General features: G+C 67.6%; 13 protein-coding genes. 8 read left to right on the top strand and 5 right to left on the bottom strand.

The features are described 5' to 3' along the window. Positions 1-46 precede the first annotated feature (46 nt). From DT070_RS08955 to DT070_RS08935, 5 genes are all read right to left on the bottom strand, one after another. Positions 47-4,429, bottom strand: coding sequence for a DUF11 domain-containing protein (locus DT070_RS08955; RefSeq protein ID WP_122955072.1), 4,383 nt, complete (start codon positions 4,427-4,429; stop codon positions 47-49). Further along, positions 4,426-10,473, bottom strand: a complete 6,048-nt coding sequence (locus DT070_RS08950) for an SdrD B-like domain-containing protein (protein ID WP_153976248.1) — start codon at positions 10,471-10,473, stop codon at positions 4,426-4,428. The genes DT070_RS08955 and DT070_RS08950 overlap by 4 nt, the downstream gene beginning before the upstream one ends. 117 nt (positions 10,474-10,590) lie before the next feature. Beyond that, entirely contained in the window at positions 10,591-13,239 is a 2,649-nt protein-coding gene (locus tag DT070_RS08945) for a DUF11 domain-containing protein (RefSeq protein ID WP_122955070.1), read from the bottom strand. Positions 13,240-13,330: 91 nt separating this feature from the next. Further along, the gene (locus DT070_RS08940; RefSeq protein ID WP_122955069.1) at positions 13,331-13,831 is read right to left on the bottom strand and encodes a DUF11 domain-containing protein; all 501 of its coding nucleotides are present in this window, start codon (positions 13,829-13,831) and stop codon (positions 13,331-13,333) included. A 461-nt stretch (positions 13,832-14,292) separates the two neighbouring features. Further along, positions 14,293-15,786: a PLP-dependent aminotransferase family protein gene (locus DT070_RS08935; RefSeq protein ID WP_122955068.1), complete on the bottom strand. Its 1,494-nt coding sequence runs from the start codon at positions 15,784-15,786 to the stop codon at positions 14,293-14,295. Between the two features lie 133 nt (positions 15,787-15,919). Here DT070_RS08935 and DT070_RS08930 point away from each other — a divergent pair, with 133 nt between their 5' ends. Genes DT070_RS08930 through DT070_RS08895 form a run of 8 tightly spaced genes read left to right on the top strand, consistent with a single transcriptional unit; the run spans position 15,920 to position 20,959 of the window. Beyond that, the gene (locus DT070_RS08930; RefSeq protein ID WP_122955067.1) at positions 15,920-16,531 is read left to right on the top strand and encodes a LysE family translocator; all 612 of its coding nucleotides are present in this window, start codon (positions 15,920-15,922) and stop codon (positions 16,529-16,531) included. Further along, positions 16,528-17,475, top strand: coding sequence for a DMT family transporter (locus DT070_RS08925; protein WP_122955066.1), 948 nt, complete (start codon positions 16,528-16,530; stop codon positions 17,473-17,475). Before DT070_RS08930 ends, DT070_RS08925 begins: the two co-directional genes overlap by 4 nt. Then, the gene (locus DT070_RS08920; RefSeq protein WP_122955065.1) at positions 17,475-17,822 is read left to right on the top strand and encodes an antibiotic biosynthesis monooxygenase; all 348 of its coding nucleotides are present in this window, start codon (positions 17,475-17,477) and stop codon (positions 17,820-17,822) included. Before DT070_RS08925 ends, DT070_RS08920 begins: the two co-directional genes overlap by 1 nt. Continuing rightward, positions 17,819-18,148: a DHCW motif cupin fold protein gene (locus tag DT070_RS08915; protein WP_122955064.1), complete on the top strand. Its 330-nt coding sequence runs from the start codon at positions 17,819-17,821 to the stop codon at positions 18,146-18,148. The genes DT070_RS08920 and DT070_RS08915 overlap by 4 nt, the downstream gene beginning before the upstream one ends. A 1-nt stretch (position 18,149) precedes the next feature. Beyond that, a complete protein-coding gene (locus tag DT070_RS08910) occupies positions 18,150-18,497 on the top strand; it encodes a cupin domain-containing protein (protein WP_122955063.1) in 348 nt (115 codons plus the stop codon). 10 nt (positions 18,498-18,507) lie between these two features. Further along, positions 18,508-19,701 carry a PLP-dependent aminotransferase family protein gene (locus DT070_RS08905; RefSeq protein ID WP_122957334.1) on the top strand — a complete coding sequence of 398 codons (1,194 nt, stop codon included), beginning with the start codon at positions 18,508-18,510 and terminating at the stop codon, positions 19,699-19,701. Further along, positions 19,698-20,336 (top strand): LysE family translocator, encoded by a 639-nt coding sequence (locus tag DT070_RS08900; protein ID WP_122955062.1) that lies wholly within the window; start codon positions 19,698-19,700, stop codon positions 20,334-20,336. Before DT070_RS08905 ends, DT070_RS08900 begins: the two co-directional genes overlap by 4 nt. Before the next feature lie 2 nt (positions 20,337-20,338). Further along, positions 20,339-20,959 carry a glutathione S-transferase family protein gene (locus DT070_RS08895; RefSeq protein WP_122955061.1) on the top strand — a complete coding sequence of 207 codons (621 nt, stop codon included), beginning with the start codon at positions 20,339-20,341 and terminating at the stop codon, positions 20,957-20,959. The last annotated feature ends 9 nt before the right edge of the window (positions 20,960-20,968 follow it).

Here is a 20,968-nt window from a genome sequence, read left to right as displayed (position 1 = left end):
AAAACCCAAGACAGCGCCTGGGCTGGAGCCCTAAAACACTTAAATCCTATTGATCCACCTTGACGCGGTAAGTCACCACCAACTGCGCACCAGACGCCAGCGACCCCGTGAACGTCCACTTCAACGCCCCCTGCGCCCCCACCGCAGGCTGCGTCGTCACCGTGCAGCCCGTGATGCCCGTGGGCAGTGCGCCGGGGCAGGCTGTGGAAACAAAGCCGGTGAAGGCCGGTGTGGAGTCGTTCACGAACAGTGTCGACAGCGGCAGGGAGCCGTTGTTGGTGGCGGTCAGGGTGTACTGAAGCGTGTCGCCGGGATTGGCGCTCACGCTGGTGGCGGCGGGAAGCGACTGGGTCACGTTGCTCACCAGCTTGGCCAGTGACAGGTCGCCCGCCTGGCCTACCGTCGTGATGTCGGTGGCGAGCAGGGTGGTGACGGCCAGTGCCGGGGCCGAGCCGGTGTAGGTGAAGGCGGCGCTCAGCGCGACGCTGTTTTGTGCGCCCTGGCCGGCGCCGGCGGGCACAAACTGCTTGACGATCAGGCAGAGGGTTTGCCCGGCTGTGACGGTGAAGGCGGTGGTGACCTGCGGCTCGCTGGCTTCCAGCGTGGCGCTGCAATTGCTGTCCTGGTAAAGCACCTGGTTCCAGGCCGGGCTGGCCGGCGTGGCGGTGCCGGCGATCGAGAACGTGACCGACCCGCCAGTGCCGGCTTTATAGGTATGGGCGTAGAACACGACGGTGCCGGGCTGGGCGGTCTGCGCGCCGTTGGGGCCCAGGGTGTTGGGCGCCACCATGCCGAAGGTGAGGCCGGTGCGGATGAGGCCCGATCCGGCGGTGTAACTCACGCTGGGGCGGGTGTAGCTGCCGCCGGTGGTGCCGGCCGAGCCGCCGGTGGCGGTGTAGCCGGCCGGCAGCACGGGCGTGACGACCACGGTGCCGCTGGCAGAAGCAGGAATCCAGAGGATGAAGCTGCCGTCGCTGGCGGTGGGTTCGCTGTCCAGCGTGGTGGCGCCCTGCATGGCGTTGACGGTGATGGCGGCCAGGCCCGGCTCGGTGGCGGACTTCACGCCGTTGTTGGGGCCGCCGCCGGTGCCGTTGTCGGCAAACACAGTGCCGCTCAGCGTGCTGCCGTTGTAGAGGCCGAAGTTTTGCGGCGACGGCGGCGCGGCGCCGACCGTCAGCTGGATCACGCCGGTGGGGTTCTCCGTGCCTATCCATCCGGTGGGGTAAGCCGGCGCCACATCGCTTGGGGTGGCGTTGCCGTCGAGCACGAGGCAATAGCTGCCTTCGGGCACGCTCGAGAGGCTGTAGGCGCCGGTGCTCAGGGTGACCGGGGCCGACGCCACGGCCGGGCCGGTGCAGACGCCGCCGGACAAAGGCACCAGCTTGACGAACAGGGGGACGGCGCCGCCTATACCCGACTCCCCGGCTTCCAGGCCGCTGTTGTGGTTCACGTCGGCATACACGGTGCCGGCGATCCCCCGGCCGGCGGTGCTGGTGACGGGCGCCGCGCAACCCGCGCTCGGCGCGTTGGCCGCGGTGCAGGTGGTGGGTGTGGGGGGCGTGGTGCCGCCGGTCGGGTCGACCGAGGCGTAATTGGTGGTTGCCGCATTGCTGGTGGCCGTCACCGTGATCACCACGGCGGACGTGCCGCCGCCTGCGGCGATGCTGCCGCTGTAGTTACAGGTCACCAGCGCGCCGCCGCCGCCGGCCGCCGAGCACGACCAGCCGGTGCCGGTGCCGCTGACAAACGTCAGGTTGGCGGGCAGCTGGTCCACGACGCGGGCGGTGGTGGTCGCGGCGTTGCCGCTGTTGGTCACGGTCAGCGTGTAGGCGCTGTTGGAGAAAACCTGCAGCGCCGGGCTGGGGGCGGATTTGACCAGTCCCAGCACGGGGGCGGTCGGTGTGTTGGTGACGGGCGCCGCGCAACCTGCGCTGGGCGTGTTGGCTGCGGTACAGGTGGTGGCCGTCGGCGGTGCGGCGGCGCCGCTCGGGTCGACCGACGCGAAATTGGTCACCGACGCCGAGGTGGTTGGCGTGGCGGTGAGGGTGATCACCGCGGTGCCGCCGGGTGCGATCACGCCGGCGAAGTCGCAGGTGACCAGCGTGCTGCCCGCGGGCGTGCAGGTCCAGCCGGTGCCGGTGGCGCTGACGAAGGTCATGTTGGCGGGCAGCTGGTCCAGCACGCGGGCGGTGGTGGCCGCGGCGTTGCCGCTGTTGGTCACGGTCAGCGTGTAGGCGCTTTGGGTCCCGACGTTGAGCGCAGGCGTGGGCGCCGACTTCACCAGGCCCAGTACCACGCTGCTGGTGACCGGCGCGGCGCAGCCGTCCGTCGGTGCATTGGCGGCCGTGCAGGTGGTGGGAACCGGCGGCGCCGTGCCGCCGTCGGAGTCGACCGACGCGTAGTTGGTGATCGCCGTGGTGGTGTTGGTCGGCGCCACCGTGATGGTGAGCGCCGAGGTGCCGCCGCCGGCCGCGATGCTGCCGCTGTAGTTACAGGTCACGAGAGTGCCGCCGCCGCTGGCCGCGGTGCTGCAGGTCCAGCCGGTGCCGGTGCCGCTCACATAGGTCAGGTTGGCGGGCAATTGGTCCAGCACGCGCGCCGTGGTGGTGGCCACCGTGCCGGTGTTGGTCACGGTCAGGGTGTAGGCGCTGTTGATGCCGGTCCGCAAGGCCGGTGTGGGCGTGGATTTCACCAGGCCCAGGATCACGATGGTGGGCGTGTTGGTCACCGGCGCCGCGCAACCGGCGCTGGGTGCGTTGGCGGCGGTACAGGTGGTGGGCGTGGGGGTGGCCGTGCCGCCGCGCGGGTCCGTCGAGGCGAAATTGGTCACGCTGGCGGTGCTGGTGGGTGTGGCCGTCACGGTGATCACCGAGGTGCCGTTGGTGGCCGCAATGCTGCCGGTGTAGTCGCAGGTCACCAGCGTGTTGCCCGAGGTGCTGCAGGTCCAGCCGGTGCCGGTGGCGCTGACGAAGGTCATGTTGGCGGGCAGCTGGTCGACCACGCGGGCCGTGGTGGTGGCTACCGTGCCGGTGTTGGTGACGGTCAGCGTGTAGGCGCTGTTGGTGCCGACCTTGAGCGCCGGTGAGGGCGCCGACTTGACCAGGCCCAGCGTGACGATGGTGGGCGTGTTGGTCACCGGCGCCCCGCAACCCGCGCTGGGGGTGTTGGCGGCCGTGCAGGTGGAGGCCGCCGGCGGGGTGTTGCCCCCGGTGCCCACCGAGACGCGGTTGACCACCTGGGCCACGCTGGTGGGCGTGGCGGTGATCTGTACCGAAGCCGTGCCGCCGTTGGCCGCAATCGTGCCGACGAAGTCACAGGTCACCAGGGTGGTGCCTGACGTGCTGCAGGTCCAGCCGGTGCCGGTGGCGCTGACGAAGGTCATGTTGGCGGGCAACTGGTCCAGGACGCGGGCCGTATAGGCCGGCGTCGTGCCGGAGGTCGTGACCGTCAGGGTGTAGGTGCTGTTGGTGCCCACGCGCAGCGCCGGGCTGGGCTGCGACTTGGCGACATTGAGCGTCGGGTACAGCGGCGTGAGGGTGACGGAACCGGCGGTACCCGAGGTGCCGGCAGCAGCATTGGTGGTGGCGCCGTTGCCGCCCAGGCCGCCGGTGGCGGCCACCGCCGGGGTCGTCACGCCCAAGCCGGTGTTCGCGCAGGACCGGCCGCCGGCCGCCTGGGTCGTGTTGTTGGGTGTCGTGCTGTCAGGATTGAAGGCGCCGCCCGCGCCGCCGGGGCATCCGCCGCCGCCGCCCCCGCCGCCGCCGCCGTCGGTGGTGGTGCCGCCCACGGTGCCGGCGCTCCCTGGCAGGGTGCCCACCGCAGTGGAGTTCAGTCCCGCGCGGCCGGCCACATTCAGCGCGCCGCCCTGGCCGCCGCCGCCACCGCCGGCGATCAGCAGCGGGACATTGCCGGACGTGGCGACGACGCTGGCGCCGCCGCCGCCGCCGCCGCCGCCAGAGTAACCGCTGCAACCGGCCTGGCCGCCCATGCCGCCGGCGAAACCGCCAGCGCCACTGGCTGAGCCGCCCGCGCCCGCCGAGGTGGTGCAGCTGAACGTGCCGGTCGAGACGACACCGAAGCCGCCACCGCCGCCGACAAACACATTAATGACGGTGCCCGGAGCTGCAAAATAGGTGGCCGTGGCCGTGACGCCCCGCGCGCCGTTGCCGCCGTTGCCGGGCGAATCGGATCCGGCGCCGCCGCCGCCCCCGCCCGAAGCTTGCATCTGGATGCCGCTGGCGCCCGCAGGAATCGTGTAGGTCTGCACTGCGCCGGTGAAGTTGTAGGTCGTCTGCGCCGTCGCCCAAGGCGCGGCCAGCAACAGGAAGGCGGCGCCCCATGCGGCCCGGCCAGCCCCAAAGAGGCCGCGCGACGGCGCCGGCTTGCGTGGCAGGCCGGGGCTGGAAAGGGAGCGTTGAAAGAGCATCATGATTGGGGAGCCGTGCGGATAGTAGCTGGCGTGGCGGCGGCATTGGGCTCGCCAAACACGTTCTCGTCAAACTTGAAGCGTACGCGCAGGTAGAGGCCGCGTTGGGTATAGGCCTCACCCGTCATGTCGGAAGCCTTGAAACCCTTGAAGTTATAGCCCACCGACACCCACATGTTCTTCCAGGCCAGGTAGCCGACTTCCACACCCACGGCGGTTTCGGCGGCGCCGTTGCCCCAGGTGCGGTAAGCCTGCAGGCTGACATCCCACTGCTGGGTCAGGTCCCAGGTCGAACGGCCGCCGATCAGCTGCGTGAAGGAGCGGCTGCTGATGCCGTTGGATTTGTCGCTGCCCCACTTCGCGGCGTAGCGCGCGCTGGTGGTCCAGTGGCGGCTGGGCTGCACATTGAGGTGGGTCGACAGGATCAGGCCGGACTCATCGCGGTTCAGGCCCGGGCCCAGCGTGCTGTCGGAATCTTTTTTGTATTCGATGCGGCCCAGGGCGTTCCACACATCGGACTCGACGGGGCGGTAGGCCACGCCGGACTGTGCCGTGATCAGTTCGCGCTTGCCGCCGGTGCCGCCCAGGCTGGTCTGTTCGCTGTAAAGGCCGCGGTTGAGCAGCGTCCAGTTGTCGTCGAGCTTGTTGGCCAGCGCGCCGGTCAGCAGCCAGCTGCTTGAGGTGGTCGAGGTTTGCCACTGCAGCTGGCCGGAGGCCTTCCAGGTCGCGGCTGCGGTGTAGTCGGCGCCCAGCGTCAAGGCGCTGGAGTCGTCGATGACCACACCGGAGATCGGTTTGATGCGCTGGACGCTCGCCGTCAGGCCCACGCCGTTGTCCAGGCGCCAGAGGCGGCGCAGGCCCAGGGCGGCTTCGCTGGTACGTCCGTTGATGCTGTCGCCCATGCGGTACTCGTTGAACAGCTGCGTGCTGTCGGTCAGTTCGGTGTTGATGCCGGCGACTGTGGTGTATTGCGAGGTGGCCGTGTTGAGCGTGTAGATGCTTTTGAGGCTGTTGACGAAGTCGTGGCGTGCGTACGCGCGTGTCGTGGAATTAATGGCGTAGTTGCCGCCGATACCGATTTCGCGGCCGCCGCTGCCGTCGATGGCGTATTCGGCCAGGCCGTAGACGTCGGCTTGCGGCACATCCGGCACGGGCACCGTCACCTTGACGCGTGCGGTGGTGGTGCCGACTTCTTCGGACGAACCCGCTGCCAGCGCGGCAGGCGTCGGCACGATCGGGAGGGTGGAGCCCGGCAGGGCGGGGCCCGAGAGGGCGGCGGCCGTGTTGGCGCTGCTGTAGCGCACGCCGGCTTCCACTTTCACGTTGCCGGGAAGGCTGTGCTCCAGCTTCAGTTCGGCGCCGGTCTGCGATGCGCCGGTCACGCTGTTGGCGGTGCGCAGCGCTTCGCCGACAACGCGGTTCTTTTCGTCGACGGCGTAGCCGATCTTGGCGCCGTATTCGGACTGGCCTGCCGACTGCACGCTGTTGGGGTTGTAAAAGCCGGCGCTGGTTTTGGCGCCCCAGACGCGGGCCTGCAGGGCCTGGTCTTCGTGGCGGATTTCCACGCGCTGGCCGGAGCCGCTGCCTTGCAGGTCGGTGCTGCTGCGGGCGATCTCACCGGTGGCCACGGTTTTTTCGCCGAGCTTGACGGTGGCGTTCAGGCCGTCCAGGTTCTGGCGGTCGGCCGGGTTGGTGTCGCGCATGACGGAGGCGCCCAAGGTGATGGCCGGCGTGACCTGCAGGCGGGCCTCGGCGCCGGAGACCGTGTGCTTGGCGCCGCCGGAGTCGACCGAATAGCTCACGCGCACGAAGACCGGGTTGAGGTCGGTGTCCACGCTGGCCACCGGCGCCTTGAGCAGCAGCCGGCCGCTGAGCGGCTCGATTTCGTAGTCGGTGAACTGGGTGAGCGGCGTGTCTTTGACGATCACGGAAGACTGGCTGCGGCTGCGCGTGAGGATGTTGACCTGCTGGCTGTTCACCACACCGTCGATGTTCAGCAGGAAGGGGCCCGAGGTGCCGTTGGCGCGGAATTCCTGCACCAGCTGCGTGGTCGACGTGCGGCTGGCAAAACCTTCCACGGTCACGGCGCCGTCCTGGTAGCGGCCCTTCACGCCGTTGAGGGCGCGCGAGTACTGCGTGAGCTGGCGCGCGGCGTTGTCGCTTTGCGTCGAGTAGTCACCCAGCAGCGCATAGTTGGTGCCGTTTTGCAGCATCACATACAGCTTGCCGGTGGACTGTGCATCAAAGCCGCGCGCCGACGAATCGCCGTACACCGGGTAGAACTGGTTGGGCTGGATGTCGCGGAACAGCGCCGTGTCGCCCGGCTTGTCGGAGTCGTAGGCCAGCGTCAGCAGTGAGGAGCCGAGGACCTTTCCCTTGAGGAACAGCGCGGTGCGCGCGGCCGCCGTGCCCTTGCCGCCGCCAAAGCTGCGCGCGCTGCTCTGGATCTGGCGCTCAAACACATCACCGCTTTGGGCGGGTTGCAGCGCCGAGGGGTTCAGGCTGCGCAGGTTGATCGTGCCTTCGACGATACCGGCGGCAATCATGGGCCGCAGGTTGGGCATGAATTCAATGGCGGCTGCAGACTTGACGGTGCCGCTGCCGGCAACCAGCTCGGCCTTGCCGGGTTGTGCCGGCGGCAACAGCAGGAAGCGGCCTTCGCCGCCTTCGACAAACACCTGCGTGCCGGGCTGGCGCGCGTCGAGGTCGGGGGTTTGCCACTGGCCCAGGCTGGCCTGCAGCGTGACTTGCGTGCGTGCCGTCACCGGCAGGCCTTGTGCGTCACGCAGCGCAACGGCAACAGACACGGCGGTCGTGCCGTCGGCGACCAGCTGCGCCGGCGCGGCGATCTCGATTTTGGCCAGGGCGCCGGGCACGCGCAGCGTGAGCTGTGCCGTGCCGCGAGCGTTGCCGAAACTGTCGAGCGCGCGCACGGCCAGGGTGTTGCGGCCGGGCTTGAGGTCCACGCCGATGTATTCCCAGGCCACCACCTTGTTTTTTTCCAGGCTGCTCTTCTTGCCCACTTGCGTAGCCGGCACGGGCTGGCCGTTGACGGTGAGTTCAAAGCGGGCGCCCAGCGGCCCTTTCACGCGGACCCGGGTCTGCGCCACCGGCAGCAGCTGGTCGTCCACCAGGCCGACAAAAGCCGTCTCGGCGTTCAGCTCGGGCAGCAGGTCTTCCAGGGGCAACAAAGGCTGCTCGGCCGGGGCTGCTTCGGCGGCGGCAGCGCTGGCGGGCTGTGCTGGCTCCACGCTCAGGGGCGTGTAGATCGGTTTGGGCAGGCGTGCATTGGGGGCGCCGGGGCCGCCCGTGTCGCCGACCGCGCCCAGCGTTCCCGTAGTGCCGGGCAGCGGCGCCACGGTGTTGCCGGTGGCGTTGTTTTGCTGTGCGCCGGGCAGGCCCATGGCGCCGCTGGCCGGCAGCGTACGGCTGTCGGTGACGGCGGCGCGATTGGCCTGCAGCAGCGTGCCGGCGGCCTGGGTGATTTCCGACGGGTTGCCCAGGGCCTTGCGGCGCGCGGCGATCTGCTCACGAATACCCGGTGTGCATTCGGCGATCGCAAAGTCGGCCTTGTGCAGCTCGCCGTTGATCAGGTCCACAAAGCGGCTGCCGGCGTCAAAGGCGTTGCGGTTGTTGAGCACCACCAGCGTCGCGCCTGCGGGCAGCGTGATGTTGTCGATCTTGGCGACGTGGGTGCGCGGCTCCAGGCCGTAGAAGCTGTACTTGCCTTCTTCGTCGGTCACGGCATAGGTGCCGTCTTCCAGGTAAATCCGCACGCCGGGGATGCCGGGCTCGCCCGCGTCCTGCACGCCGTCACGGCTGCAGTCGGCAAACACCTTGCCGATGACATAGGCCTTGTTGGAAAACACGCCACCGACGATTTGCACACGCACGCTGGAACTGTTGGAGCGCACCGCGCCGCTCATCGCCTGGGCGGTGTTGACGCCGTTGCCGCTCTGGCTGCCTGCGCCCACGCGCACACGGTAGGTCAGCACGGGCTGTGCGTTGGCGGCGATGGTGCCTACGGCGAACTGCAGGTTGGGGCCGGCGCCGCCGGCAGGGTCGGCCAGCGCTGCGCCATTGAGCCGCGCGGTGCCGCGCACATAGGCGAAGCCGGCCGGCAGGCTGTCATTGACGACAGCGGCGGGGAGCGCCGCGGCCGCCACATTGTTGATCTTGACCGAGTAGTCGACAAAGTCGCCGATTTCGGCGGTCTTCTTGTTGGCGGTCTTCTGGATGAACAGGCCGCCGGTGCCGGCGCCGGGATCCATGGGCAGGTCGAAATGCACCGCCACGCCGGCCACCACGAAGTTGCCACCATAGGAGCCTGGCGTGTCGATCAGGCGGCCGGCCGGCTGCTGCGCGGCGGGCGACAGCGAGGGAAAGGAAAAGCCGGCGGGCGCGGTGACCACCAGGCGGTAGGTGCTGTTGAGCACCAGAGGGAATTCATAAAAGCCGTCGGCCCCGGTCACCACGACGCTGGGCGCCGGCGTCACGCCGTCCGCCTGGAACACCACGGCCGGGCCGCCGGGGGTGCCGCCGTTGCCGGCGCCGGTGATGTCGATCAGCTGCACGGTGGCGCCGGCGATCGGCTGGTTGGTCACGGAGTTGTAAACGGTGCCCGACGGGTCGACCAGCAGCGTGGTGGTGGCCGACACCGAGATGCCGCCGCAGGCCGTGATGGTGGCGGTCACCGTGTCGTTGCGCAGCACTTCCAGGATGCCGTCGCCCGAGGCCACGATGTGGGTGGCGGCGTTGGCGGTGGGGACGTTGGGCAGGATGCGGAAGATGCCGGTGTTGGGGCCGGTTTCCGTGGCGGTATAAGTTTCCGAATCACCGGTGAGCTGGCTGACGATGGTCACGGGCACCGTGCCGATGGTGGCCGGGTCGGCGTTGCAGATGGCCGCGTCGGTCTGCACATACAGGGGGCTGCCGGGCGTGCTCTGGGCAGCGCGGTTGGTGTAGGTGTTGTTGGTATAGAAGAAGATGCCGGCCGCGCGCGCGGGCAGCGGCAGCACGACGGTGTTGCTGGCGGTGGTCAGCGGGGCGGCGGCATCGGTCCAGTCGGCATAGGCGGCGCCGCTCACATTGCCGGCGGCATTCGAATTGACCAGCACGCTGAAGCGGCCCTGGAACAGGGCGCCTTGCGCCAGGCTGGGGAGGGACCAGGCCACCGCATCCACCACGCTGCCGGCCGGCACCACGGTGACGTAGCTGTTGGCGGCGCCGCCCGTCAGGTGGTACAGCGTTTGCGCGCCGGCGTTGGTGGCGGGCTGGGCCGAGGTGAAGGTGGTGTTGACCGGCACCGGCGCGCGCAGGATGAACAGCGCGGCAGGCGCGCCATTGACCGTCACGTTGGCCGGGCTGGCGGCCATGTTGCCGTTGTTGGTGGCCCGGGCGGTGAAGTCGAGCGCCACGCCCTGGGTGGCGGTGGAGGACGACGCCGCGTAGCTGACCTGCACGGCCGCGCCGTTGGTCAGGTTGATGGTGTCGGTGTTGGTGGCGGTGGCGTTTTGCAGCTGGCTGGCCGCGACCAGGCTGAGCTGCGCCGTCTGGCCGGGCACGGCGCCGGCCGGGATCTGGCCGGTGATCAGCAGGCCTGCGGTGGCGCCGATGGCCACCGGCACCACGCCGCCGGCGGGCACCACCGGCTCGCCGGCGTCGACCAGGCCATTGCCGTTGACGTCCAGCACCACTTGCAGGTTCAGGGGGGTGAAGGCGCTGCCGCCGGCCACGCTGGCCGTGACCAGGTAGTTGGTGGCGACGTTGCCCGTGTTGGCCAGGTTGTGGTTGATGGTGAAGGAGGCACCGACGCCGATCAGCAGGTTCTGGCTGGCGTTCAGCGTGAGGGCCTCCATGGCCGACACCGTGGTGTTCACCGTGTTGGAGTTGACGCGTGCCGACAGGCCCGTCGTGGCGTCCACAAAGGTCGCGCTCGCCGTGTTGCTGATCACCGTCCCGGCCGGGGTCGGCGCTGCCTGTGCGGCTGCCCAGAAAAGCAGCAACATGCAGGAGATCAGCAGTTTGCGCGGCAGGCGAAAAAGCATGTGGGGTGGATCGGTGGTTTGGTTTTGCGTCAGGGCGTCGCTTTCCAAAGGGCGCGTGGCCGTGCCCTTGGAAAAGCGGGGAAGCTTTCGCTTCCCGCGCAAGAGGTCAGGTACGGATTACGGGTTGATCCGCACGCCGAAAGTCACGACAGCCGACTGACCGGGGGTCAGGGTGCCGATCGTCGCGGTGACGGTGCCTGCGGCGCCCGCTGCGGGGCCGGTCACTGTGCCTACCGTGCTGGCAGCCGCGCTGCTCAGCGTGGTGTAGCTCGGCGTCGCATCCGACACCACCACGGTGGTCGCGTTGGCGGAGCCGACGTTGGTCACGGTGATCTGGTACAGCACGCACTGGTTGGGACGGGCGCTCAGGGTGGCCGCCGCGTAAACCGTGCCACCGGTGGGGCCGGTGCAGGCCGTGTCCAGGGCTTGCGCCTTGGCCAGCGTCAGGTTGCCGGCAATCACGGTGGTGCTGTCGGTGGCGGTGGCCACGGCAGGAACCGCCGTCACGTAGCTGCCGTTACTGGTCGTCACCGTGATGGTCGTGCCGTTGACGGCGCCGGGCGTTGCGCCGCTCGGTGCGATCACCTTGTTGAACACGGTGATGGCGGCGCCGGGCGCCAGGCCTGCCGGCAGGACGCCTGCGGCATGCAGCGTGGTGCTGATCTGCGGGTCGGTCGCGTCGAGTACGCCGTTGCTGTTCGCGTCGTAGTACAGGGCGGAAGTCCAGCCGGCCTGGTTGTTGGTGCCGGCCAGGGTCAGCGTGGAGACCGTGCCGTTGCCTTCCAGCACGTTGCCGGTGTTGGTCAGCGTGTGGCTGTAGACGTAGGAGCCGCCTGGGTAGGTCTGGCCTGCGCCGTTGGGCGTCAGGGTGATCGAGCGGACGGCGTTCACGGTCACGGCGTCATGCAGCGTATCCGAGGCGTTCGACGTAGGCGACAGCGTACGGAAGTACAGCTGCGTGGTGCCTGCGGCAAAGCCTGCCGGCACACCGACCACCGCGCAGACGACGGCGTTGCCGCCGGCGGCCACGGAGCCGGTGTTGGTGATGGTCGCGCCCATGGTCGAGCAGTTGCCCGTGCCGCCGTCGGCGCGGAAGCTCACTGTCCAGCCGGCCGGCAGCGTCACGCTGGCGAAGGTGTTCACGGTGCTGGCGCCGAGGTTGTAGCTGTCCGGCGAGGGGCCGGTGTTGTTGGCGACGATGGTGAACACCGTGGAGGCGCCGGGGTTCAGCGTGTTGGTGACCTGTGCGGCGCCTTCACCGTTGGTGAATACGCCCGCACCGGGAACGCCTGCGCCGGTGGGCAGGTTGTTGGTCGCGTCAACAGCCGAATTGGCCACTGCGGTCAGCTGGTCGTTGGTGGTCGCCGACTTGGTCGGGTCGAACACGGAAGTCGCGGTCTTGGCGACGATGAACGGCGCGCCGGTGTTGGTCGCGTTCGGCGGCAGCGTAGCCTTCAGGATCACGTTGTAGGTGGCGCCGGCGATCAGCGGACCGGTGTCAACCGTGCCGTCGCTGTTGGTGTCGACCAGCGGCGTGACGCCGTCGCTCTTGAACAGCTGGAAGGTCGTGCCGGCGGGGAAGTTGCCTGGGCTCAGCGTGATGTTGAAGCTGTCGGTGCCGTTGCCGGTGTTGGTCACCGTGTTGGTGAAGCTCACCGTCGAGCCGGGCGCGGCGGGGCCGGGCACGGTGGTGCCGGTCAGCGTCACGCTGGCGGTCTGCAGAACGGCGAAGGGAACCGTGTTGGAAGCGCCCGTCACCGTGGTGGCGCCGTTGTTGTACGACGTCGTGGCGGTGTTGTTCAGCGTTCCGGGTGCGGTGCCCGCAGCCACCGTCACGCCGAAGCTGATGGTGCCCGACTGGCCGGCCGTGACCTGGTTCAGTGTCACCAGCAGGGTCTTGGTGCCCAGGGTGTAGCCGGAGGTCAGGGTGTTGGGGGCGGTGCCGCTGACGCCGCCGCCGTCGCTCAGCGCCGTGGCGCCGGTCACGCTCCAGCGGGCCGAGCCTGCGGTGTAGGTCAGGCCTGCAGGCAGGACGTCGGTGATCGCCACGGCGGTGGCCGTGCTGTTGCCGGTGTTCGTGTAGGTCAGCGTATAGGTGATGGCCGTGCCGGCCGGGCCGCTGGCGACGCTGGCGGACTTCGTCAGTGTGACCACCGCGTTGGTCGTGACCGTGGTCACGTCGGTGTTCGACTGGGTCTTGGTCGGGTCGAACAGGCTGGCACCGGTCACCGTGATGGTGTTGGTCTGCGTGGCCGTGGCCGTGCCCGGCACCGTGGCGACCACGATGTACTTGAACTGGCTGCCTGCGGCGAGCGCGCCGGTCGAGGTGATGGCCGGGCCGGTGGGCGAACCGCTGCCGTTGTCGGCAAAGATCTGTACGCTGCCCGGGGTCATCGTGAAGGCGCCGGCGTTGCTGGTCGTCAGGTTGAACGTGTCCGTGCCGTTACCGGTGTTGGTCAAGGTGTGCGGGTAATACACCACGCTGCCGGGCGTCGCGTTCTGCGCGCCGTTGGCGGCCAGCGTCAGGCTGGCGATCTGCTGCACCGTGGTCTGCACCACGTTGGAGGTCACCGTGCGCGTCACGCCCGAGGCATCCGAGTACGTGGCCGAGGCCTGGTTGCTGATGGACGTGCCGGCGGGCGGCGGGGCGGCGTGTGCCGCCATACCGGCCATCACCAGCGCGAAGGCAACGAACAAACCCACAATCCAGTGGGTGAAGAAGTGCGGCAGCCCTAAAGGGCGCGGACTCGGGGGGTTGGCATACATGGCGTTTTTCTCCTGACTACAAGACAACGGTGAATCGACAAACAACTAACAAAAAGGGAGGCGGCGGCGTGCGGGGCGGGCCCGGCTGCCGTTACGGTTTGGCAGCGGATGCCACCACCGGTGCATCGATGCGCGTGCGCAGGCTGACCACCGTGGTGGCGCCCGCGGGCAGGGTGCCGATTTCCCAGCGCAAGGCGCGGTAGTCGGCCAGCGGCACGGGTTCTTTGCGGGTGCTGCCGTCAGCCTGCTTGACCATGCGGGTCAGCGGCATTGGGGCAAAGGTGGTGCCGTCGGTTGAGGCCTGGGCCTGGGCAGGCTCGGCGCTGGCGGCGATGAAAGTGGTGCCGGGCGGCACCGGCACTGTCGCCAGCAGCTTGGCCGCGGCAGCAGTGCCTGTATTGCGATAGGTGGCGGTGTATTGCAGGGTCTCGCCGGGCTTGCCGTCGCCGGCAGGCTTGAGAACCGGCTTGCCGGCCACCATCTCCACACGCTGGGCGAGCAACTGCGAGCTCACAGGCGAAGCCTGGGCCCAGACAGCCTGGCCCAAGGCCAGCCCTGCGGCAAACATGCACAAATTCAGAATTGGTTTCATGGGTCACGTCCTTTTTTTCAGTTACATTTCGGCGAGAAACGCCGGTAAAACCTGCCGCAGATCGCGGGGCTACATGTACGGATATACATGCGGTAGTACGTAACTTTATGTTACTCAGATGTTTTCTTAGGCTCGATTTCTTCACAGAAACGTAGGTTGTGAGTACAAAAGCCTGGAATTTGTGAGAAATTTCCCAGTATTCGCGGATTTCTCTATCCGACTCGAGCAGTCCGTTACCTTTTGTGACGCCAACATGAGGCAAACGTGAATTAGTGCCAGGTATCTTTTTGTGAAAAAGTAACAAAACAAGCACCCAGGCTCGCGTTCAACTTCATCGGTTTTTACCCGGATAAAATTGGCCTGCTTCAGCAGCGATGGATTTAAAGGGGTTTGCCTGCCACCGCTTTGCGCAACAAACGCGCGGAACGCACGAAGCCGTGGCAGAGAGGGAAAGGCGGCGCCTACTTCACCGCATCACGCAGGCGCGCGAACACCTTCCAGAAGGCGGCCTCCTGCGTGGTCGTGAAATTGATCCGCATCAGCGTGCTGGGCGCACGCACCGCATGGAACAGCGCCCCCGGCGCAATCAGGTAGCCCTCGTCCAGCATGCGTTGCGCCAGCGCGTCGGTGTCCACGCCGGTATCGACCCAGCCAAAGAGGCCGGCGGGTTCGGCCGCAAACGTACAGCCGTGGGCAATCGCCAGCTTGACGCTGCGGGCGCGCGCCGCGTCCAGCCGGGTGCGTATGCGCTCGGCGTGGCGGCGCAGCTGGCCCTGGTCTATGCACCAGGCCAGGGCTTTTTCAAGCAGGGCCGGTGTGGTCAGCGTGGCCAGCAGCTTGGTGTCGAGCAGCCGCTCCACCAGGTCGGGCGGCGCGGCCATAAAGCCCACGCGCCAGCCGGGCGCCAGGATCTTGGCGAAACCGCTGACGTAAATCGTGCGCTGCAGGCCGTCGAGTGAGCACAGCCGGGTGGCGTGCTCGGGCGCCAGGTGGCTGTAGGTGTCGTCTTCGACAATATGGAAGTTGTGCTGCATCGCCAGTTGCAGCACGCGGTGGGCGCTGCCGGGCGTGAGGCAATAACCGGTCGGGTTGTGGAACACGCTCACGCTGACAAAGAGCTTGGGCTGGTGGATCTCGCAATATTTCGCCATCACCTCCAGGTCGGGCCCGTCGGCGCGGCGCGGCACCGGCAGGATGCGCATGCCCAAGGCGTCGAGCCGGGCAAACTCCACCGCCCAGCCCGGTTCCTCCACCATCACGCAGTCGCCGGCGCGCAGCAGGGTGCGGCTGACGATGTCGAGTGCGTGCGTGGCGCCGACCGTGGTGATGATCTGCTCCGGCACGGCGTGCACATTGAGCGAGCTTAACTTCTGCGACAGCGAGCGGCGCAGGCCGCCGTCGCCCATGGGCTCGCCGTACTGCAGCGAAAAGTCCCGCAGCGCGTTGACGCTGGTGACCTTGCGCACGGCGGTCGGCATGAAGCTGGTCTCCAGCCAGTCGGAGGGAAACACGCCCATGCCGGGCTGCGGCTTGTTGCTGACTTTGTGGAACATGCCGCGTATCAGCGCAGTGGCGTCCACCGGCGCCTGGCGTGTGGCCATCCAGCCGGCGGTGCTCCAGGCGCCCAGCGGCGCCAGGTCCACCACGGCATCGGCCCCGGCGGGCGCGCCCTTTTTGCTGACCACCGCCTGCAGCCTGTTGGCATGGGTGGAGGTGGCGTTGAGCGAGGCGTCGCGCACAAAAAAACCGCGGTTCTTGTGCGCCACCACCAGGCCTTGCGCCAGCAGCTGGTCATAAGCAGCCACCACGGTCGACACACTCACGCCCTGCTGCTCGGCACACAGCCGCACCGAAGGCAGGCGCGCACCGGGGGCCAGCAGGCGGCTGCGGATGCGTTCGGCAAAGCGCGCCGAGAGCTGCTCGGTCAGCGATTGGGAGGCGGCTTTCATCAACATGGCGGTGTCCTTCTTCAGGCCTGGTGTACGGGCGCGGCGGGCATGTGTGCTGACAATTTGAACAATACAGTTTTAGGATTTGTGCCTATAACTGTACTGGTGGTGTACTGCTTTCAACTATAAAGTGGGCAGCATGAATTGGCAAGAATTTACGGCTTTACTGGTGCTGGCCACGGCGATGAGCTTCTCGCCGGGACCCAACACGACGCTGTCGACCGCGCTCGGCGCCAACCATGGGTTCAGACGTGCGCTGCCGTTTGTCTGCGCCGTGCCGGTGGGCTGGGGCGCGCTGCTGCTGGTGTGCGCGCTGGGCCTGGGTGCGCTGGTGGTGGCGGTGCCGCTGCTCAGCTGGGCCGTCAAGATCATCGGCGTGGCCTACCTGCTGTGGCTGGCCTTCAAGGTGTCGCAGTCACGCCAGCTCAGCCAGGCCGATGCAGACCGGCTGAACGTCACCTTCTGGCAGGGTGCGGCGCTGCAGTTCGTCAACATCAAGGCCTGGATGCTCGCGCTGGCCATCGTCAGCGGCTGGATCGCCGGGCGCGAAGGCCCCGCCATGCGCCTGGCCATCGTGCTGCCCGTGATGCTGGCGTACGCCTTTGTGAGCAACATGGTCTACGCGCTGGCCGGCTCGCTGCTGCGCGACTGGCTCACCGGCCCGGCCGGCAGCGGCCTGCGGCTGCGCTGCTTTAACTACGTGATGGCCGGGGTGCTGGTGGTCACAGCCGTCTGGATGCTCTTTATATGAACCCCAACACCGCACAAATCACCAGAGGGCTGTGGCTGGGCCTGCTGGGCATCGTGATCTTCTCGGTCACGCTGCCGATGACGCGCCTGGCCGTGGGCACGGCCGATGCGCCGCAGATGTCGGGCATTTTCATCGCGCTGGGCCGGGCTGTGGTGGCCGCGGGTCTGTCGGCGGTGTTTTTGCTGGCCACGCGTGCGCCCCTGCCGCGGCGTGAAGACTGGTGGCCGCTGGCCATCACCGCGGGCGGCGTGGTGTTCGGCTTTCCGCTCTTCACCTCGATCGCCATGCGTTACGTGGAGGCCATGCATGCCGCCGTGATCATCGGCGCCTTGCCGCTGGCCACCGCGGCCGTCGGCGCGCTGCTGCACCGCCAGCGCCCATCCATCGGCTTCTGGCTGTGCGCCGCCGCGGGCAGCGCGCTGGTGGTGGCGTTTGCCATCCTGCGATCGGGCAACACCGGGTCAGGCCTCTCCATCAGCGCCGCCGACCTGCTGCTGCTGGCCGCCGTGCTGTGCGCTGCCGTAGGCTACGGCTACGGCGCCAAACTCTCGCAGCACATGCAGGCCGAGCACGTGATCTGCTGGGCGCTGTTGATCTCCCTGCCGCTGACGCTGCCGCTGGCCGCCTTCAGCTGGCCGGCCGGTGCGATCAAGGCCTCCGCCTGGTGGGGCTTTGGCTACGTGGCGGTGTTCTCGATGTGGCTGGGCTTTTTTGCCTGGTACCGCGGCCTGGCACTGGGCGGCACGGTGCGCGTGAGCCAGGTGCAATTGGTGCAACCCTTTTTGTCCATGCTGTTTGCCGTGCCGCTGCTGGGTGAAAGCCTGGACGCTGTGACCGTCGGCTTTGGACTGGCAGTCATCGCCACGGTGTTCATCGGCAAGAAAATGCCGGTTCACCCCTCCAGCGCCACACCCGATCCATTGCTGCAACCCGGGAAGACCTGATGTACTCCGCCGCCTTTATTTTTGAGCCCGGTACTTACGACGAGCGCTTTCACGCGCTCGACGCACTGATCGAAGAGGCCGCCCTCGCCACGCCCGGCTACCTGGGCGCGGAGACCTGGCGCTCTCCCGACGGTGTGCGCAACAACGCGACCTACTTCTGGGACAACCTGGAGGCGCTGCGCACCTTCTCCGCGCACCCGAAGCACCTGGAGGCCAAACGCCAGTACACCGAGTGGTACAAGGGCTTTCACATCGTCATCGCACAGGTGCTGCGCTCTTATGGCGACGGCACCATCGCGCACATCACGCCCAACCAGCGCGACCGCAGCCAGGGGGTGCCCGCATGAACATCGCCAACATCCCCTTCGGCACCACCGACTGGTCGGCTGTGGCCCGCACCGAGCATTCGGCGCTGGAAGGCAAGGCCTTCTGGCGCACCCAGACATTTGGCGACGTGCGTGTGCGCATGGTCGAGTACACGCCGGGTTATGTGTCAGACCACTGGTGCAAAAAAGGCCATATCCTGCTGTGCCTGCAGGGGCAGTTGCACACCGAGCTGGAAGACGGCCGCCGCTTCACGCTGGAGCCCGGCATGAGCTATCAGGTGGCCGACCAGGCCGAAGCGCACCGCTCCACTTCGCCCCAAGGCGCAACCTTATTTGTCGTTGACTGATATGAAAGCCAGTATCCAGCACGCCATCGACCGCCTGCCCGGCGCGCCGGCAGGCGCCTATCCGGAGGGAGTTCCGTTTATGCAGGTCATAGCCAATGGCAGCATGAGCGTGGAAGTGTTTGCACCGGGCAGCAACCAGGACGGGCGCGACCGCCAGCAGCCGCACAGCCAGGACGAGCTGTATTTTGTACATCGCGGTGATGGTGAGATCATCATTAACGGCCAGCGTTATAAGGCCGGCGCCGGCGATGCGTTTTTTGTGGGTGCCGGCGTGGAGCATCGCTTCGAAAATTTCAGCAAGGATTTTGTGACATGGGTTGTGTTTTACGGCCCCCAAGGAGGAGAGTGAGATGAGCAAGATGGAATGGACCCAGGCGCAGCGCGCCCACAAGATGAACCCTTCGGTGATCCGCGAGATCCTCAAGGTCACCGAGAAGCCCGGCATCATCAGTTTTGCCGGCGGCCTGCCCTCACCCAAGACCTTTCCGGTCGCCGCCTTTCGCGAAGCCTGCGACAAGGTGCTGCGCGAAGACGGCCACGCCGCGCTGCAGTACGCGGCCAGCGAAGGCTATGCGCCGCTGCGCGAGATGGTCGCCGCCATGCTGCCCTGGGAGGTGGATCCGGCGCAGGTCTTGATCACCACCGGCTCCCAGCAGGGCCTGGACCTGATCGCCAAAATCCTGATCGACGAAGGCAGCCGCGTGCTGGTGGAAACGCCGACCTACCTGGGCGCGCTGCAGGCCTTCACGCCGATGGAGCCTGAAGTCGTGGGCGTGGCCAGCGACGACGAAGGTGTGGACATCGCCGACCTGGCCAGCAAGGCCGCCGGCGCGCGTTTCTTTTATGTGCTGCCCAACTTCCAGAACCCCACCGGCCGCACCATGAGCGAAGCGCGCCGCGCCGCGCTGAGCGCCGAGGCCGCGCGCCTGGGTCTGCCCATCGTGGAGGACAACCCTTATGGCGACCTGTGGTTTGACACCCCACCGCCGTTGCCGCTGACTGCGCGCAACCCCGAAGGCTGTGTCTACATGGGCTCGTTCTCCAAAATCCTCGCGCCCGGCCTGCGCCTGGGTTTCCTGGTCGCGCCCAAGTCGCTGTACCCCAAGCTGCTGCAGGCCAAGCAGGCGGCCGACCTGCACACGCCGGGCTTTAACCAGCGCATGGTGGTCGAGACCATGAAGGACAACTTCCTGGAGCGCCACGTGCCCACCATCCGCGCGCTCTACAAATCGCAGCGCGACGCCATGCTGGCCGCGATGAAACGCGACATGCCCGAAGGCGTGAGCTGGAACACGCCGGCCGGCGGCATGTTTTTGTGGGTGCGGCTGCCTGAAGGCATGAACGCCATCGACCTGCTGCCCAAGGCGGTGGAGCGCAATGTGGCTTTTGTGCCCGGCTGGGCTTTCTATGCCGACCATGCCGATGCACGTACCTTGCGCCTGTCCTTTGTCACGTCCAGCGCTGAGCAGATCAACATCGGCATCGCCGCGCTGGCCGCGGCCATCCGTGAGCAGCTGCCCACCGGCGTTCCTGAACTGCGTGCGGCCGCATGATAGACACGGGCACGCTGTCGCTGTTCGTGTTGGCGGTGCTGGCGCTTTTCTTGTCGCCCGGCCCCAACATGGCCTTTGTCTTGTCGCATGGCCTGGCGCACGGAACGCGCGGCGGTTTTGCGGCGGCCGTCGGCATCTCGGCGGCGGACCTGGTCCACACACTCTGCGCCGCCACCGGCGTGACCGCGCTGGTCGCGGCCTGGCCGCCCTCGTTTGATGTGCTGCGTTATGCCGGTGCCGTGTATCTGTTGTGGCTCGCGTGGCAGGCCTTGCGGCCGGGCGGCGCACGCCATGCCGCCGAAGCGCAGCCCGCAGGCTTTGCGCGCATCGTTCGCATGGCCTTGCTGAACAACCTGGTCAATCCCAAGGCGCTGCTGTTCTTCATGGTGTTCCTGCCGCAGTTCGTGAACCCGGCGCGCGGCCATGTCACGCTGCAGTTGCTGATGCTCGGTGTCATCCTGTCGTTGATGGCGCTGGTGTTCAACACCGTGCTGGGCGCTTTCAGCGGGCAGATCGGCCGCCGCCTGCAGGCGAGGCCCGGCGCCGCGAAATTCCAGCGCGGCTTTCTGGCGCTTGTCATGGCCGGGCTCGCGCTGCGGCTGTTGTTGCTGGACCGTCCCTCCAAAGGAATCTGACCATGCTGCATCTCTGGGGGCGCCTGAGCTCCATCAATGTCCGCAAGGTGGTGTGGGCCACGCAGGAGCTGGGCCTGACGATGCAGCGCACCGATGCGGGCGGCCAATTCGGCATCGTGCAAGAGGCGGACTACAGGCGCAAGAACCCGAACGGACTGGTGCCATTGATGGAAGATGGCGAAGTACGCGTCTGGGAGTCCAACGTCATCGTGCGCTACCTCTGCGCCAAACATTCACCCGGTGATTTTTACCCTGTGGGTTTGCCGGAGCGTTTTGCCGCCGAACAATGGATGGACTGGCAGCAGACCACCTTCAACCCGGCCGGGCGCGCCGCTTTTATCCAGTGGATCCGCACGCCGGCAGAGCAGCGCAACCCGGCGTTGATCGCGCAGTCGGTAGCCGCCACCGAGGCGCTGCTGGACCTGCTGGACGGGCACCTGGCCCATAACGCCTATATCGGCGGCGAGCGCTTCGGCATGGCCGACATCCCGCTGGCCTGCGAGATGCACCGCTGGTTTGGCCTGCCGCAGCCGCGTGCCACGCGCACGCACCTGGACCGCTGGTACCAAAACATCCTGGCGCGGCCCGCTACGCGCGGCGTGCTGGATTTGCCCCTGTCATAAATCGTTCAA

The sequence above is a fragment of the Polaromonas sp. SP1 genome (genome assembly GCF_003711205.1).
Lineage (GTDB): Bacteria > Pseudomonadota > Gammaproteobacteria > Burkholderiales > Burkholderiaceae_C > Polaromonas.
This window is presented reverse-complemented; position numbering and strand designations above follow the sequence as displayed.